The organism is Streptomyces curacoi (genome assembly GCF_001513975.1).
Taxonomy (GTDB): domain Bacteria; phylum Actinomycetota; class Actinomycetes; order Streptomycetales; family Streptomycetaceae; genus Streptomyces; species Streptomyces curacoi.
Map to the genome: position 1 here is coordinate 373,093 of NZ_KQ947986.1, position 16,269 is coordinate 389,361.

Annotated in this window: 13 protein-coding genes; 8 read left to right on the top strand and 5 right to left on the bottom strand. The window is 70.7% G+C overall.

The window, feature by feature from the left end; genetic code table 11:
• Positions 1–396: 396 nt before the first annotated feature.
• Positions 397–1,332, bottom strand: coding sequence for an ornithine cyclodeaminase family protein (locus tag AQI70_RS11420; protein ID WP_062147124.1), 936 nt, complete (start codon positions 1,330–1,332; stop codon positions 397–399).
• The gene (locus tag AQI70_RS11425) at positions 1,329–2,318 is read right to left on the bottom strand and encodes a multicopper oxidase domain-containing protein (RefSeq protein WP_062147126.1); all 990 of its coding nucleotides are present in this window, start codon (positions 2,316–2,318) and stop codon (positions 1,329–1,331) included. The genes AQI70_RS11420 and AQI70_RS11425 overlap by 4 nt, the downstream gene beginning before the upstream one ends.
• A 178-nt stretch (positions 2,319–2,496) precedes the next feature.
• Here AQI70_RS11425 and AQI70_RS11430 point away from each other — a divergent pair, with 178 nt between their 5' ends.
• Positions 2,497–4,980: a ThuA domain-containing protein gene (locus tag AQI70_RS11430; RefSeq protein WP_208607339.1), complete on the top strand. Its 2,484-nt coding sequence runs from the start codon at positions 2,497–2,499 to the stop codon at positions 4,978–4,980.
• Positions 4,981–5,036: 56 nt separating this feature from the next.
• Positions 5,037–7,190: an OmpL47-type beta-barrel domain-containing protein gene (locus AQI70_RS11435; RefSeq protein WP_062148284.1), complete on the top strand. Its 2,154-nt coding sequence runs from the start codon at positions 5,037–5,039 to the stop codon at positions 7,188–7,190.
• Between the two features lie 112 nt (positions 7,191–7,302).
• On the opposite strand, the gene ligD is transcribed toward AQI70_RS11435, so the two are convergent.
• Positions 7,303–8,319 carry a non-homologous end-joining DNA ligase gene (gene ligD / locus AQI70_RS11440; protein WP_062147128.1) on the bottom strand — a complete coding sequence of 339 codons (1,017 nt, stop codon included), beginning with the start codon at positions 8,317–8,319 and terminating at the stop codon, positions 7,303–7,305.
• A 74-nt stretch (positions 8,320–8,393) separates the two neighbouring features.
• Here ligD and AQI70_RS11445 point away from each other — a divergent pair, with 74 nt between their 5' ends.
• Positions 8,394–9,464, top strand: a complete 1,071-nt coding sequence (locus AQI70_RS11445; RefSeq protein WP_062147130.1) for an ATP-dependent DNA ligase — start codon at positions 8,394–8,396, stop codon at positions 9,462–9,464.
• A 117-nt stretch (positions 9,465–9,581) separates the two neighbouring features.
• Here AQI70_RS11445 and AQI70_RS11450 read toward each other — a convergent pair whose 3' ends face one another.
• A complete protein-coding gene (locus tag AQI70_RS11450) occupies positions 9,582–10,772 on the bottom strand; it encodes a zinc-dependent alcohol dehydrogenase (protein ID WP_062147132.1) in 1,191 nt (396 codons plus the stop codon).
• Between the two features lie 358 nt (positions 10,773–11,130).
• Here AQI70_RS11450 and AQI70_RS11455 point away from each other — a divergent pair, with 358 nt between their 5' ends.
• The gene (locus AQI70_RS11455) at positions 11,131–12,084 is read left to right on the top strand and encodes a DUF3048 domain-containing protein (protein ID WP_062147133.1); all 954 of its coding nucleotides are present in this window, start codon (positions 11,131–11,133) and stop codon (positions 12,082–12,084) included.
• 76 nt (positions 12,085–12,160) lie between these two features.
• Here AQI70_RS11455 and AQI70_RS11460 read toward each other — a convergent pair whose 3' ends face one another.
• Positions 12,161–12,625 carry a MarR family winged helix-turn-helix transcriptional regulator gene (locus AQI70_RS11460; RefSeq protein WP_062147135.1) on the bottom strand — a complete coding sequence of 155 codons (465 nt, stop codon included), beginning with the start codon at positions 12,623–12,625 and terminating at the stop codon, positions 12,161–12,163.
• A gap of 211 nt (positions 12,626–12,836) precedes the next feature.
• Here AQI70_RS11460 and AQI70_RS11465 point away from each other — a divergent pair, with 211 nt between their 5' ends.
• Genes AQI70_RS11465 through pcaH form a run of 4 tightly spaced genes read left to right on the top strand, consistent with a single transcriptional unit; the run spans position 12,837 to position 16,263 of the window.
• Positions 12,837–13,619: a CoA transferase subunit A gene (locus AQI70_RS11465; protein ID WP_003996323.1), complete on the top strand. Its 783-nt coding sequence runs from the start codon at positions 12,837–12,839 to the stop codon at positions 13,617–13,619.
• Positions 13,619–14,263, top strand: a complete 645-nt coding sequence (locus AQI70_RS11470) for a CoA transferase subunit B (protein ID WP_062147137.1) — start codon at positions 13,619–13,621, stop codon at positions 14,261–14,263. Before AQI70_RS11465 ends, AQI70_RS11470 begins: the two co-directional genes overlap by 1 nt.
• A complete protein-coding gene (locus AQI70_RS11475; protein WP_062147139.1) occupies positions 14,260–15,462 on the top strand; it encodes a thiolase family protein in 1,203 nt (400 codons plus the stop codon). The genes AQI70_RS11470 and AQI70_RS11475 overlap by 4 nt, the downstream gene beginning before the upstream one ends.
• Before the next feature lie 27 nt (positions 15,463–15,489).
• Positions 15,490–16,263, top strand: a complete 774-nt coding sequence (pcaH, locus tag AQI70_RS11480) for a protocatechuate 3,4-dioxygenase subunit beta (protein ID WP_062147141.1) — start codon at positions 15,490–15,492, stop codon at positions 16,261–16,263.
• The last annotated feature ends 6 nt before the right edge of the window (positions 16,264–16,269 follow it).

Consider the following 16,269-nt stretch of genomic DNA (forward strand, 5'->3'; position numbering starts at 1 on the left):
ACCGAGCGGTGTCGCCGTCCAGGACCGCTGCCGTAGCTTCGGGGCGGTGCCCGGGCTGATGCCGGACCGCGGTTCGACTGGCGCCCGGCACGGACCATGTCCGCCTGGTCCGGCCGATGCAGGCGCGCGGCAGCCGCCGATGTCTCCGACCGGACCGCGATGCCGGCGCACGGCCGTGATCCGCCCGCCTCACCGACGTTCGACACTGCACCACCCGGCCGCCCGCGGCGGGAGCCTCCGCATGCGACGAGCCCTCGGCCGGACGAAGACCGACACCTTCGCCAGGACCTGCTCGGCCACGGCCGCTCCACCCGGTTCGACACCGGCCTCGACCATCCCGGCGATCCGAGCCTCAAGCCCCGTCTCGCGGACGGCCCCCCGCTCTCCGCACACGGCTCAGCCCAGCAGGTCGACCCGCTGTCCGACGCCCTGCCGCTCCGCCGCCCGATACGCCACCCACGCCAGTGCCAGGTCCTGCCAGGGCAGGCCGACGGGGGCGTAGACGGAACGGGCGGCGGCGCTCGTACGGCCCGGGTGGATGCCGTGCAGCACCGCACCGAGGGTGGTGTCGGCGGCTTCCGCGGGCAGGTCTGCCGCCGCCAACGCCCCCATGGCGGCGGCGAGTTCACGGTCGTCGACGACGAGCAGCGCTGCCTCCAGCAGGTCGGGCGCCAGTTCCTGCTTGCCGGGCTCGTCGGCGCCCAGGCTGGTGAAGTGCTGCCCTGGCCGGGTGTCGGCCAGGGACAGCAGCGGGGACCGTGACCAAGTGGCCAGCAGCACGGTGTCGGCGACCGCGACGACCTCCCGCGCCGAGCCCAACAGCCGGCCGCCGTGGCGTGCGGCGAAGTCGGCGGCCCGGTCGCCGTCCGTGTCGTGGACGGCCAGGTCGCCGTAGGCGCGCAGCGCGCGGAGCCCGCGCAGCATCAGCTGGGCCTGCGCCCCCGCGCCGATCACGCCCAGCACATCGCCGGGACCGGCGAGGTGGTGGGTTCCCAGGGCCGCGGCCAGCCCCGTACGCCAGGCCGTGATCGTCGCCGAGTCCAGCAGAGCGAGCAGCTCGCCGTCCGCTCCGCCGTGCAGGCAGAGCACTCCCCGCAGAGCGGGCCGCGCACCCGGGAACTTGGCGTTGACCTTCACCGTGTACGCCTCGATACCCGGCAGCAGACCGGGCAGCAGTGCCGTCGCCGTCCCGGGGAACGGCAGGTCGGTCCGTACCCGTCGCCCCGCGACCGGAACGGCGTCCGCGTCCCGGAATCCCTCCCGCAGCGCGGCCAGACAGCTCTCCGGCTCCAGTACGGCTTCCAGGTCACTGCGCGTCAGAAGAAGGGTCACCCGCCCATGATCGGTCGGTGCTCGTGCTCGTGCGGGTCATGGCCCGGGATCGTCCCGTCCGCCTTCTTCACCAGGAACAGCCCGACCATCCCCATGTCCGAATGGCTCTGCACATGGCAGTGGTACATCCACGCCCCGGCCCCGACCCCCTCCCCCGCGATCACCTGGAACCCGAACGAGTCCGCCGGGCCGACGATCTTGTTGTCGATGACCTGGCTGGGGTCGTCGGGCCCGGTGAGCAGGCCCGTGCGGTTGTCCGCCCAGCGATGACCGTGCAGGTGGAAGGTGTGGTAGTACTCGCCGTGCGTGATCACCACGAACTCGACCCGATCGCCCACCGTCGCCTCGAAGTTCGGGCCGCTGTGGGCAGGCTTGTTGTTGATCAGCATGTCGTTGAAGACGACGGTGTGGGTCGCGTCCGGGAGGATGTCGCCCTTGCGCCGCACGATCACCGGCCCGTACAGGCCCTTGCGGATGCCGCCCGTGCCGTGCTCCGTGCCGACGACGTGGTCGTGGTAGTGCCAGTACCCCGCGCTGCCGGCCCGCCAGGTGCCGTCCTTGCGGCGGCCGGGGGCGTGGGTGCGCCAGGTGTAGGTGCGGGTGCCGCCGGGCTCGACGTGGCTCTTGTTCAGCTTCGTGCCGTCGCTGGAGATTTCGTAGTCGAGGCCGTGGACGTGCAGGCTCACCGGTACGTCCATGGTGTTCTCGAACTCGATGTGCAGGGTGTCGCCCTCGTTGAGCTCGATCAGCGGGCCGGGGATCGTCGCCTTGCCCTTCTCCAGGCCGTAGCCCATCTGCCCGTCGGCGAGCCTCTCGGCGTACAGCTTGAGGTGCCTGACCTCGCCGCCGGCCGGTGCCGTCCGCGGCGGCGAGTCGGCGCTCACGGCTTCGGGCGCCTGCGCCAGGGACAACGATGTCGCGACGGTCGCGCCGCCCAGCAGCACGCGTCGGTTGAAGGTACGCCTGTCGAGGCTGCGTCTGTTCATGCCGAACTCCCCACGGCGGTACGGAAATTACGGGGATGAACCGCTGAGACGGTACCGGCCGTCCTCCCGTTTATCCACAGCCAGGACAAAGTTCGTCCCGGTGCGGTCATAGGTATTGGCGAGTGGCGCAAAGGGGTCTAGCTTCCTTGTCGCTGTTCCTGTGACCGTGGAGGTGCCCATGCACTTACGAGGGTGGAGCACGAGAAGACCGACCTGGGTGACCACCGTGACCGCCGGGATGGTCGCCGCCGGACTGGTGTCGGCCCCGGCCGCCGACGCGCGCCCGGCCCCGGAGCCGTCCCTGACAACGATGTCCGTCAAGTCGCCGCCGGGCGGCGCGAACGTACGGGTGCTCATCTTCTACGGGTCCGCGGCCGCCGGCGAGGAGTCACCCGTGGTGAACGCCGGCATCGAGGCGATCGAGAAGATCGGCCTGTCGGGCCCGGCCGACCAGCGCTTCAAGGTCGAGGCCACGAACGACGCCTCGGTCTTCACCGACGAGGCCAGGCTGGGCCGCCTCAACACGATCGTGTTCCTCACCGGCGGCGGTGATGTCCTCGACCCGGAGCAGGAGGCGGGGCTGGAGGCCTACATGGAGGCGGGCGGCGGTTTCGTCGGCGTCCATGACGCGGCCCGCGCCGAGCCGTACTCGGACTGGTTCACCGGTCTCGTGGGCGCCCGTCCCGCGGCCGGCGGCCCGACGACCGTACAGCGGGCCGTCGTCGAGGTCGGCGACCGGCAGCACCCGGCCACCAAGGAGCTGCCGTTGCAGTGGAAGCGGCCGGACAAGTGGCTGAACTGGGTGAAGAACCCGTCGGGCCAGGTGCATACGGTCGCCCGCGTCCGTGAGTCGTCGTACCAGCCGGGGTCGAGTGCCAACGGCTGGGACCATCCGGTCAGCTGGTGCCGTGACTACGACGGCGGGCGCTCCTTCTACACCGGCATGGGCGGCACGGTGTCGTCGTACGACGAGACCGACTTCCGTGCGCATCTGCGCGGCGCCCTGCTGTGGACGACCCGCCTGACGCGGGCCGACTGCAAGGCCACCATCACCGGCAACTACCGGGCCGAGCGCCTCACCCGGCCCAACCAGCCGGGGCAGAACGACCAGATCGGCGAGCCGCACGGCCTGGTGACGGCGCCCGACGGCCGCGTCCTGTACATCGGGCGGGGCGGCGCCGACTCCTCCCAGCCGGTGATCACCGACTGGAACAACCCGGACATCGGCAAGGGCAAGGGGCAAGTCCACGTCTATGACCCGCGGACCAAGAAGGTCACGCTCGCGGGCGAGTTGACCGTCTTCGGCAACAAGGGCGGCGGTGACGAGCTGACCAAGGTCGAGGAGGGGCTCCTCGGTATTGAGCTGGACCCGCGCTTCGAGGAGAACGGCTGGGTGTATCTGCACTACACGCCGCACTCACAGATCAACCGCGAGACGCGGATGGCCGAGCGGCGCGTCTCCCGCTTCACGCTCGACCCGGCCACCGACAAGCTGGACCTGAGCAGCGAGAAGGTGCTGCTCAAGTGGCCGGTGCAGATCCACAGTTGCTGCCACGCGGGCGGCGGGATGACCTGGGACTCGAAGGGCAACCTGTACATCGCGACCGGCGACAACAACTCCAGCCGCTTCAGCGACGGTTACTCGGGCAACAACCCCGAGCCCGACTACAAGGGCGTGTCCTTCGCCGACGCGCGCCGCACCGCCGGCAACACCAACAACCTCAACGGCAAGATCCTGCGCATCCACCCGGAGCCGGACGGGACGTACACGATCCCGGACGGGAACCTCTTCACCGGCGAGGAGACCGACGAGGGCGGCGGCAAGACGCGCGGTGAGATCTATGTGATGGGGGTCCGCAACCCCGCCCGCATCTTCGTCGACCAGAAGACCGACATCCTGTACGCGGGCTGGGTCGGCCCGGACGCCTCGGCTCCGTCCCCGACCTGGGGCCCGGCCAAGTACGACACGTTCGCGGTCATCACCAAGGCGAGCAACCGGGGCTGGCCGTACTGCATGGGCAACGAGCAGCCGTACCGGGACCGCAATCTGCCGGATCCGACGAAGCCGCTGGGCTGGTACGACTGCGACCACCCGAAGAACGAGTCGCCCAACAACGACGGCCTCGTCAACCTCCCGCCGGTCACCGGCAACAACATCTGGTACTCGCCCCAGGGCGGCGCCCCCGACTTCCCGCGCGACGCGAACGGTGTCCCGTCGTACCAGCAGGAGGAGGCGAAGTACCTGCTGCCGTGGCTCAAGGGCGGCGGGCAGGCCGCGATGAACGGGCCGGTCTACCGCTACGACACCGTCTCAGCGACCAGTGACGTCAAGTGGCCGGCGTACTGGGACGGCAAGTGGTTCGTCGGCGACTTCTACGACGCCGACCAGCCGCGCAACGCGGTGATCACCGACCCGAAGACGCACGGTGAGGGCGGACTGCCGGTCCACTCGGAGTCGCTGAAGAAGATCGTTCCGATCGGCACCGACGGCATCAAGAACCTCATGGACTGGAGGTTCGGTCCGGACGGTGCGCTGTATGTGCTCGACTACGGCCGCGGCTTCTTCACCTCGGACGCCAAGTCGGCGCTGTGGCGGGTCACTTACACGGGCGGCGGGCCGACTCCGGCCGCCGACCGGCTGGCGAGGGGAGGAGCACAGTGATACGCCGACATCAGCGACGAAGAGTCTGGACGGCCCTGCTGGCCGTACTGCTGGTGATGCTGGGACTTCAGTCCGCACCAGCCGTCGGACAGCCCGGTCCCCCGTCGGGGACGGCGGCCGCCGCGCAGGTGCTCACCTGGACCGCCGGTGACGACATCACCAAGTACACGACGGCGCCCGCGACCGCGGTCGCCGGACCGGCGACCATCGTCTTCGAGAACAGCACGGCGACCGGCAACACCACCGGAATGCCGCACACGTTGACCTTCGACACGTCCGACCCCGAGTACAACAACGACGTCCAGCTCAACATCCTCGCCAACCCGAACGACGACCAGGGCGGCCGCCACACCGCCGAGGTCACGCTCACCCCCGGCCGCTATCGCTACTACTGCACGATCCCCGGCCACGGCCAGATGCAGGGCATCCTCGTGGTGACCGAGGGCAGCGGCGAGGACACGACGGCACCCGAGGCGTCGGCCCACGTCAGCGGGACGCAGAACACGCAGGGGCAGTACGTCGGTTCGGCGAGCGTGGCGGTCCACGCCACCGACGAGGGCGGCTCCGGGGTCGACCGGGTCGAGTACGCGGTCGGCGACGCGGGCGTCTGGCAGCCGTACACCAACCCGGTCGTCGTCGACCAGGTCGGCGACCACAGGATCCGCTACCGCGCCTTCGACAAGGCGGGGAACGTCTCGGCGGAGAAGAGCGTCGCGTTCACGGTCGTGGCACCGCCGACCGACGACACGACCGCGCCGGAGACGTCGGCGACGGTCAGCGGCGAGCAGAACCCCGACGGCACCTACATCGACATGGCGACCGTCACCGTCTCCGCCTCCGACACCGGTTCCGGCGTCAACACCGTCGAGTACGCGATCGGCTCCGGCGCCTGGCAGACCTACACCGCCCCCGTGATGGTGCACCAGGCCGGCACCCACACGGTGCGCTACCGGGCCACCGACAAGGCGGGCAACGTCGCCGCCGAGAAGAGCGTCGAGTTCACGGTCGTGGCGGCGCCCCCGCAGGACACGACACCGCCGGTGACGGGCGTGACCGTGGAGGGCACGAAGAACTCCGACGGGGCGTACATCGGCAACGCGAAGGTGACCGTCACGGCGGCCGACGAGGGCGGCTCGGGCGTCGACCGGATCGAGTACTCGCTCGACGGCGGGCCGTACCTGGCGTACGGCGGTCCCGTGGTCGTCGACCGGGCGGGCACGCACACCCTCGCCTACCGGGCCACCGACAAGGCCGGCAACACCTCCACGGCCCGTTCGGTGACGTTCACCGTGGTGTCGAGTCAGGTCCCGGCGCCCAACTGCCCCGAGTTCGACGAGCGGTCGACGGTGATCGTCGGCACGGTCGACTCGGGTGTGCCCAACCGGGTCACCGGCAACCGGTGCCGGATCGGCGAGCTGATCGAGGACGAGAAGGAGTGGACCTCCCACGCGCTGTTCCTCAAGCACGTGAAGACGGTCCTGGACAGGCTGCTCAAGGAAGGGGTCGTCGACGAGCGCGAGTACGACGCCGTCCAGGAGGCCGCCCGCGCGTCCGGGATCGGCAGGCCCGGCCAGACCGAGGGCTACCGCAAGATCCTCGACGGCAGCGCGGAGTCCTTCGCCAAGTGGCAGCACGTGGGCGGCGGTTCCTTCGCGCTGGGCGCCGACGGGACGATCACCAGCGGCACCACGAGGCCGGGGCTGGGCATGCTGTGGTTCCCGCAGCGCAAGTACGGCGACTTCTCGCTCCGGCTCCAGTGGCGGGACGACGCTCCGGGCACCGCGAACGCCAACTCCGGGGTGTTCGTGCGGTTCCCGTGGGTCCACGACCACCCCGAGGAGTCACGGCCGGAGTGGGTCGCCATCAAGTACGGGCACGAGGTGCAGGTGCTCGACCGGCCCGACGGCGACATGTACAAGACGGGCTCGGTCTACGGCTTCGACCGGGTGGGGCTCGCCGGTGCCGGAGTCACCCAGAAGGGCACCTGGAACGACTACGAGATCCGGGTCGTCGACCAGCACTACTCGGTCTACCGCAACGGCGTGCTGATCAACAAGTTCGACAACACCGGCGGCCAGGACTTCCACCCGCCCCGCTCGGACGACCCGGGCACGGACGGACGGCGGTTCGCCTCCGGCTACATCGGGCTCCAGGTGCACGGCACGACGGATGTGATCTCGTACCGGGACATCCGGATCAAGGAGCTGTGAGCACGGCCCGCGGGCGCTCGGCCGGCTCTCCGGTCGCCGCCGGGTGATCGGTTGTCAGTGGCGTGCGGCATGCTGTGATCAGTGGCGGTCGCACGCCATGGACGACCGACCGTCACGCGGGGTCGCGCTTGGCCCGGCTCGGCTGGACCCGCTTGGGCTCCCCCGGCATCTTCGGATACTCGGGCGGGTACGGCAGATCGCCGAGCCCGTGGTCGCGCTCGTCCTTGTTGGCCAGGTCCAGCAGCGCGTCCAGCGAGAAACGTTGGTCGTCCATGTCGGCGTGCACGTCTCCGAGTTCGGCGAAGCGAGCCGGCATGGTAGCGAGGTCGAAGTCGCGGGGGTGCGCCTCGCCCACCTCCTCCCAGCGCAGGGGTGCGGAGACGGGGGCGTGCGGGCGGGGTCGTACGGAGTAGGCGGAGGCGATGGTGCGGTCGCGGGCCGTCTGGTTGTAGTCGATGAAGATCCGTTCGCCCCGCTCCTCCTTCCACCACTTGATCGTCACGTGCTCCGGCATCCGGCGTTCCATCTCCCGGCCGACCGCGATGGCGGCGCGCCGTACCTGGGTGAAGGTCCAGCGCGGCTCGATCGGCACGAAGACGTGCAGGCCGCGCCCGCCGGAGGTCTTGGGCCAGCCGCGCAGTCCGCCGAACTCGTCGAGGACGGCACGCAGTTCATGGGCGGCGCGGACGGCGTCGGCGTAGTCGGTGCCGGGCTGTGGGTCCAGGTCGATGCGGAGTTCGTCGGGGTGGTCGACGTCGTCGCGGCGGACCGGCCAGGGGTGGAAGGTGAGCGTGCCGTACTGGGCGGCCCACAGGACGGCGGCCTCCTCGGTGGGGCACATCTCGTCGGCGCTGCGGCCGCTGGGGAAGGTGATGTGGGCGGTGGGGATCCAGTCGGGCATGTTCTTGGGCGCCCGCTTCTGGAAGAACCACTCGCCGGTCACGCCGTCTGGGTAGCGCTCCAGGGTGGTGGGGCGGTCGCGCAGAGCACGCAGGATGCCGGGGCCGACGGCGACGTAGTACCGGGCGAGGTCCAGCTTGGTGAAGCCACGCTCGGGGAAGAAGATCTTGCCCGGGTTGGACAGGCGCACGGTCCTGCCACCCGCCTCCAGCTCCACCGCTTCACCCATGCGAGCCACGGTAGGCGCCCCGGGGTCGGCTCGCATACCGGGCGTTCACTGGCGTATGCGCGCAGAATCGGAGCATGGACCTGCCCGTGATGCCGCCCGTGAAGCCGATGCTCGCCAAGTCGGTGGCGAAGATCCCGCCGGGCATGCAGTACGAGGCCAAGTGGGACGGGTTCCGGGCGATCGTGTTCCGCGACCGGGACGAGGTCGAGCTGGGCAGTCGTACCGGGAAGCCGCTGACCAGGTACTTTCCCGAGCTGGTGGCGGGGCTGAAGGAGCGGCTGCCGGAGCGGTGCGTGCTGGACGGGGAGATCGTGATCGCGCGGGAGGGGCGGCTGGACTTCGACGCGCTCACCGAGCGCATCCACCCGGCGGACTCCCGGGTGCGCATGCTGGCCGAGAAGACCCCGGCGTCGTTCGTGGCCTTCGACCTGCTGGCGCTGGCGGACGAGTCGCTGCTGGAGACCCCGCTGGCGGACCGGCGGGCGCTGCTCACCATGGCGCTGTCCGGGATGACGGCGCCGGTGCATGTGGCGCCGGCGACGACCGACCTCGCGACGGCCCAGGGGTGGTTCGAGCAGTACGAGGGGGCCGGTCTGGACGGGGTGATCGCCAAGCCGCTCACCCTGCGCTACCTCCAGGACGAGCGCGCCATGTTCAAGATCAAGCACGAGCGGACGGCGGACGTCGTCGTCGCGGGCTACCGGCTGCACAAGAGCGGGCCGGTCGTCGGCTCCCTGCTGCTGGGCCTCTACGACGACCGGGGCGCCCTCCAGCACGTCGGTGTGTCGGCCGCGTTCCCCATGAAGCGGCGCGCGGAGCTGATCGAGGAGCTGGAGCCGCTGCGCATGGACGACGTCGAGGGGCATCCCTGGGCGGCCTGGTCCGACGAGGCGGCCCATGAGTCGGCCCGGCTGCCGGGCGCGCCGAGCCGCTGGTCGGGCAAGAAGGACCTGTCCTGGGTGCCGCTGAGGCCGGAGCGGGTGGCCGAGGTGGCGTACGACCACATGGAGAACGGCATGCGCTTCCGGCACACGGCCCGTTTCCGCCGCTGGCGCCCGGACCGCACGCCCGAGAGCTGCACGTACGCGCAGCTGGAGGAGCCGGTGCGCTACGACCTCGCGGAGATCTTCGCGCCGCAGGCCTGAGCACCGTAGGTCGGAGTCCCGTAGGACTGAGTCCCGTAGGTCAGAGTGGCCGTAGGTCAGAGTGCCGTAGGTCAGAGGTCCCTTGGGCCGGACAGGTCAGAGTCCCGCAGGCCTGGGTCAGGGCTTCATCAGGACCTTGACCGCGCCCTCCTGCTTGCGCTGGAACATCTCGTACGCGTGCGGGGCGTCGCTCAGCGGCACGCGGTGGGTGGCGAAGTCGTCGACGCCGAGAGGGTCGTCGTCCGTCAGGTACGGCAGGATGTCGTCGGTCCAGCGGCGCACATTGGCCTGCCCCATCCGGATCTGGATCTGCTTGTCGAACAGGGTGAGCATGGGCAGCGGGTCCGCCGTGCCGCCGTACACGCCGGACAGGGAGATCGTGCCGCCGCGCCGCACCAGGTCGATGGCGGTGTAGAGGGCGGCGAGCCGGTCGACGCTGAAGCGTTCGGCGAGCGGACCGCTCAGTTTGCGGGGCAGCATCGCCGAGGCCTGCTGGGCCAGCCGGGCGGCCGCGCTGCCGTGGGCCTCGGTGCCGACCGCGTCGATCACGGCGTCGGGGCCGCGGCCGTCGGTCTCGTCGCGGATGGCGGCGACGAGCTCCTTCTCGTTGTGGAAGCTCCGCAGGTCGAAGGTCTCCACACCCCGCTCGCGCGCCCGTTCCAGCCGCTCGGGCACCAGGTCAACGCCGAACACCCGCCCGGCGCCCTGCGCTTGGGCGACCCGGCAGGCCATGTCGCCGATGGGGCCGAGGCCGAGCACGGCGATGCTGCCGCCCTCCGGGATGTCGGCGTAGCGGACGGCCTGCCAGGCGGTGGGCAGGACGTCGGAGAGGTAGACGAACCGGTCGTCGGGCGGGCCTTCCGGGATCTTGATCGGGCCGTACTGCGCCTGCGGGACGCGCAGATACTCGGCCTGGGCGCCCGGCACCGCGCCGTACAGGCGGGTGTAGCCGAACAGGGCGGCGCCCATGCCCTCGCCGGTGACCTGGGTGGTCTCGCACTGGGTCTGCAGCCCGGTCAGGCACATCCAGCAGTTGCCGCAGGCGATCTGGAACGGCACCACGACGCGGTCGCCCGCCTGCAGGTCCGGCACTCCGGCGCCGACCTCCTCGACGATGCCGATCGGTTCGTGGCCGAGGATGTCGCCCGGTGTCATGAACGGGGTGAGCACCTCGTACAGGTGCAGGTCGGAGCCGCACAGCCCGGTGGACGTGACGCGCACGATCGCGTCCGTCGGCTCCTGGAGCTGCGGATCCGGCACGTTCTCCACGCGGACGTCCCGCTTGCCCTGCCAGGTCACTGCCCTCATCGCCCCGCACTCCCTCCGTCACCTGTGCGCGTCCGCTCGTACGGTGGCCGCCGGGTACCCCCGCGCTCCCCCGCCGAACCGCTCGGACGGACCGGCGACACGCCCCTCGGGGTCGGCGGTCCGCGGGGTACGCCGGTCGGCGGTGGCCGGGGTAGGCCGATCGGCGGTGGCCGGGGTAGGCCGATCGGCGGTGCGTGGCAGGGGCCGATCGGCGGATCACCGCGCACTGCCGGGGACGATCCGGGTATGGCCACCTATGAACTGATAAGCGCACAATTAACGACACGGACAGGGTGGGTGGCTGCGGGTGACGACGGTGGGCAGGCAACGAGCGGCACACAAGAGACGTGCCACGACGATGGCGGGGCTACTGGCCGCCGTGCTGGCGGCTTCCCTGGCGGCGGGGTGCACGACACCCGACGGCGCACGCGACGACGGCCGCGGCCAGGAGCAACCGTCATCGCCGGGCGAGCGCGAGAGCGAGAGCAGGAAGAACGGCGCCTCGCCGCTCGTCGTGAAGATCGACAATGTCCGCGCGGCCCGGCCCCACACCGGCCTGAACGCCGCGGACATCGTGTACGTGGAGGAGGTCGAGGGCGGACTGAGCCGTCTGATGGCCGTGTACGCGCAGAAGTTGCCGAAGGTCGTGGGGCCGGTGCGCAGCGCACGCGAGAGCGATCTCGAACTGTTGCGCCAGTTCGACCGGCCGACGCTCGCCTTCTCCGGGGCGCAGAGCAAGCTCATGCCGCTGATCAACAAGGCACCGCTGCGGGCGGAGCCGCCCGGCAAGGCGTCCGACGCCTACTTCCGCGGCTCGAAGAGGCCCTCGCCGCACAACCTCTATCTGCGGCCCCACAAGCTGATGCCCTCCGCCCCGGGCACGGACGCGCTGACGACCGGCTTCCGTTTCGGCGCCGCCCCGGCGGGCGGCAAGGCCGAGACCTCGCGCACGGTGCGCTACAAGCTGGCCCGGTTCACCTTCACCTGGTCCGGGAGCCACGACCGCTGGCTGGTCGCCATGGACGGCAAGGCCGCCAAGACGACGGACGGAAAGCGGGTGACCGCCGGCACGGTCGTCGTGCAGGACGTGAAGGTGCGCAGGTCCACCTTCCATGACGCCCTCGGCAGCAACACGCCGTACACCCAGACGGTGGGCTCCGGCAAGGCGAAGGTGCTGCGCGACGGACGCTCCTACGACGTCAACTGGGAGCGCCCGAAGGCCACGGACGGCACGAGGTTCACCACCCGCGACGGCAAGCCGATGAACTTCCAGCACGGCCAGGTGTGGGTGGTGTTCGCGAAGGCGGACTGAGTGCCGGCGAGGGCGTCCTGATCATGGGCGAAGGCGTCCCGAGTGCCCGCGCCGACGAATGTCCGGGCCGCCGGTCTCAGGGTTGCGCGGCGAAGGGTTCCGCCGGGTTGCGGAGCCCTTCGGCCGCGTCCGCGACGCGCCGGATCAGGTCGAAGAACAGCGCCTGCTCCTCGGCGGAGAGCGGGGCCAGGAAGACCTGGTTCATCCGGGCCGTGCGGACGGTCAGCTTCTTGTGGGTGCGCAGCCCCTCGTCCGTCAGGCGCAGCAGGAAGCGACGGCCGTCCTGGGGGTCGCGGACCTTGTCGAGGAGTCCGCGGCGGCCGAGCCGGCTGATCACCTCGGCGATGGTGGACCGGTCGAGACCCACCCGCTCCCCGACCGTCCGCTGGTCCAGGCCCGGCTCGGCGACGAGGGTGTTGAGGACGGCGAACTGGGGCGAGGTGATCTCCTCGGAGACCATCGTGTTCCACAGCAGGTAGTGCGCCTGCTGGAGCCGCCGGGCCAGATGCCCGGGGTGGGTGCCGAGGTCCACGGCGGCCATGTGCGCTCCCATGGTCGTATTCGTCGGTGCACTGAACAATACCCGACCTCGACGCGGCTGTCTTCGGCCCGCACGACCCGTCGACCTTGATGTTCGCCAAGGCCTTGACGGCTCCCCGGCCCGGTGGCAGCGTGAAGGAGAACCTCGCGGAAATACTCAGTGCCCTGACTAATCCGGGTGCTGGTAGCTCGGAAGAGATGGGGCTTCTCGGATGGACAAGGTGGTCGCCACGGCCCTGGAGGCGGTGGCCGATGTGGGCGACGGCGCCTCGCTCGCGGTGGGTGGCTTCGGGCTGAGCGGTGTGCCGAACGTGCTGATCCAGGCGCTGTACGAACGCGGCGTGTCCGGGCTGTCGGTCGTCTCCAACAACTGCGGGGCGATGGAGTCCGGGCTGGCGGTGCTGCTGTCGGCGGGGCGGATCGCGCGGGTGACCGGCTCCTACATCGGCGCGAACAAGGAGTTCGCCCGCCAGTACCTGGGCGGGGAGCTGGAGGTCGAGATGATCCCGCAGGGCACGCTGGCCGAGCGGCTGCGGGCCGGCGGGGCCGGGATCCCCGCGTTCTACACACCGGCCGGGGTGGGCACCCAGGTCGCCGACGGCGGGCTGCCCTGGCGCTACGACGGCTCCGGCGGGGTCGCGCTCGCCTCCCCGCCGAAGGAAGTGCGGGAGTTCGACGGCACCGAGTACGTGCTGGAGCGCGGGATCCGCACCGACTTCGCGCTGGTGCGAGCCGCGAAGGGCGACCGGCACGGGAACCTGGTGTTCAACAAGTCCTCCCGGAACTTCAACCCGCTGGCCGCGATGGCCGGGCGGGTGACGATCGCCGAGGTGGAGGAACTCGTCGAGCCCGGGGAGATCGATCCGGACGCGGTGCATCTGCCGGGAATCTTCGTCCAGCGGGTGGTCGCGCTCACCCCGGAGCAGGCGGCGGACAAGGGCATCGAGCGGCGCACGGTTTCCGCGCCTCCGGCACGAGGGACGGTGGGTTCCTGATGGCGTGGACACGTGAGCAGATGGCGGCCCGTGCGGCGCGCGAGCTCCGGGACGGGCAGTACGTCAATCTCGGCATCGGCCTGCCGACCCTGATCCCGAACTACCTGCCCGAGGGCGTCGAGGTCGTCCTGGAGTCCGAGAACGGCATCCTCGGCACCGGCCCCTACCCCACCGAGGACGCCGTCGACCCGGACCTGATCAACGCGGGCAAGGAGACGGTGACCGTCCTGCCGGGCGCCGCCTTCTTCGACTCGGCGCTGTCCTTCTCGATGATCCGGGGCGGGCACATAGATGTCGCCGTGCTCGGTGCCATGCAGGTGTCCGAGAAGGGCGACCTGGCGAACTGGGCGATCCCCGGCAAGATGATCACCGGGATCGGCGGGGCGATGGACCTGGTGCACGGCGCCCGCACGGTCATCGTCGTGATGACCCACACCGCCAAGGACGGCTCCCCCAAGATCCTCGCAGAGTGCGCGCTGCCGCTCACAGGCAAAGCGTGTGTGAACCGGATCATCACCGATCTCGGCGTGCTGGACGTCACCGGCGACGGCCTGGTGCTCGTCGAGACCGCGCCCGGCGTGAGCGTTGACGAGATCACCGCCAAGACCGACGCGAAACTCACCGTCGCGGAGAACCTGCTGTGAACTCTGTTTACATTGTCGACGCCGTCCGCACACCGATCGGCCGCTACAACGGCGCTCTCGCCTCCGTGCGCCCCGACGACCTGGCCGCGCACGCCCTCCGCGCACTCATCGGCCGTACGCCCGTCCTGGACCCGGCCCGCATCGAGGACGTCTACTTCGGCAACGCCAACGGCGCCGGCGAGGAGAACCGCAACGTCGGCCGTATGGCCGCGCTCCTCGCCGGCCTGCCCACCTCCGTACCCGGCGTGACCGTCAACCGGCTGTGCGCGTCGGGACTCGAAGCCGTCGTCCAGGCGGCCCGCGCCATCGCGGTCGGCGACGCCTCCATCGCCGTGGCGGGCGGCGTGGAGTCGATGACGAGGGCACCGTACGTCCTGCCCAAGTCCGACAAGCCGTTCCCGGCCGGGCACACCGAGCTGTACTCCACCACCCTCGGCTGGCGCATGGTCAACCCGAGGATGGAACCGCAGTGGACCATCCCCCTGGGCGAGTCCGCCGAGCTGATCGCCGAGAAGCACAAGATCAGCCGGGAACAGCAGGACGAGTTCGCCCTGCACAGCCACCGCAAGGCCGCCAAGGCCCAGGCGGAGGGCCTGTTCGACGCCGAGCTCGCGCCCGTGTCGATCCCGCGGCGCAAGGGTGATCCGGTCGTCTTCGGCGCCGACGAATGCGTACGGCCCGATGCCTCACTGGAGGCGATGGCGCGGCTCAAGCCGTCCTTCCGCACCTTGGAGGGGACCGTCACCGCGGGCAACGCCTCCCCGCTCAACGACGGCGCCGCCGCCCTGCTGCTGACCGACGAGGAGGGCCTGAAGGCCACCGGCCGCGAGCCCCTCGCCCGGATCTCGGCCACCGGTGTGTCCGCCCTCGACCCGCACTACTTCGGCCTCGCCCCGGTGGCGGCCGTCAACCGGGCCCTCGCCAAGGCGGGCAAGGCATTCGACGACCTCTCGGTCCTCGAACTGAACGAGGCCTTCGCCGCCCAGGTGCTGGGCTGTGTCGCCGAATGGCCCGCGTTCGACCCGGCGGTCCTCAACCCGCAGGGCGGCGCCATCGCCCTCGGCCACCCGCTCGGCGCCTCCGGTGCCCGCCTCGCCGGCACCGTCGCCCACCAACTCGCCCGCAAGGGCGCCGGAGTCGGCGTCGCCACGCTCTGCATCGGCGTCGGCCAGGGCCTCGCCCTTGTCCTCGAACGCTAAGAAACCCAGGAACCCGCAGGGACCCCCATGACTCTCACCCAGCACGACATCGACCAGGAGATCGCGGCCGAGCACGCCGCGTACGAGAAGCGGATCGCCGACGGGGCCCCCGTCGAGCACCACCCCCGCCGCGACTACCCGCCGTACCGCTCCTCCGTCCTGCGCCACCCCAAGCAGCCGCCGATCGCCATCGACGTCACCAAGGACCCGGAGCTGGTGGAGCTGTCCTCCCCCGCCTTCGGCGAGCGGGACATCACCGAGATCGACAACGACCTCACCCGGCAGCACAACGGCGAGCCGATCGGTGAGCGCATCACCGTCTCCGGCCGTCTCCTCGACCGTGCCGGCCGCCCGATCCGCGGCCAGCTCATCGAGATCTGGCAGGCCAACTCGGCCGGCCGCTACGCGCACCAGCGCGAGCAGCACGACGCCCCGCTGGACCCGAACTTCACGGGCGTCGGCCGCACGCTGACCGACGACCGCGGCTGCTACGAGTTCACCACCATCCAGCCGGGGCCGTACCCGTGGCGTCAGCACCTCAACGCCTGGCGGCCGGCCCACATCCACTTCTCGGTCTTCGGTACGGCGTTCACCCAGCGGCTCGTGACGCAGATGTACTTCCCCAGCGACCCGCTGTTCCCGTACGACCCGATCATCCAGTCGGTGACGGACGACGCGGCCCGGCAGCGGCTGGTGGCGACGTACGACCACAGCCTGTCGGTGCCGGAGTTCTCGATGGGCTACCACTGGGACATCGTGCTCGACGGACCGAACGCCACCTGGCTCGAAGAAGGACGCTGACCTGCC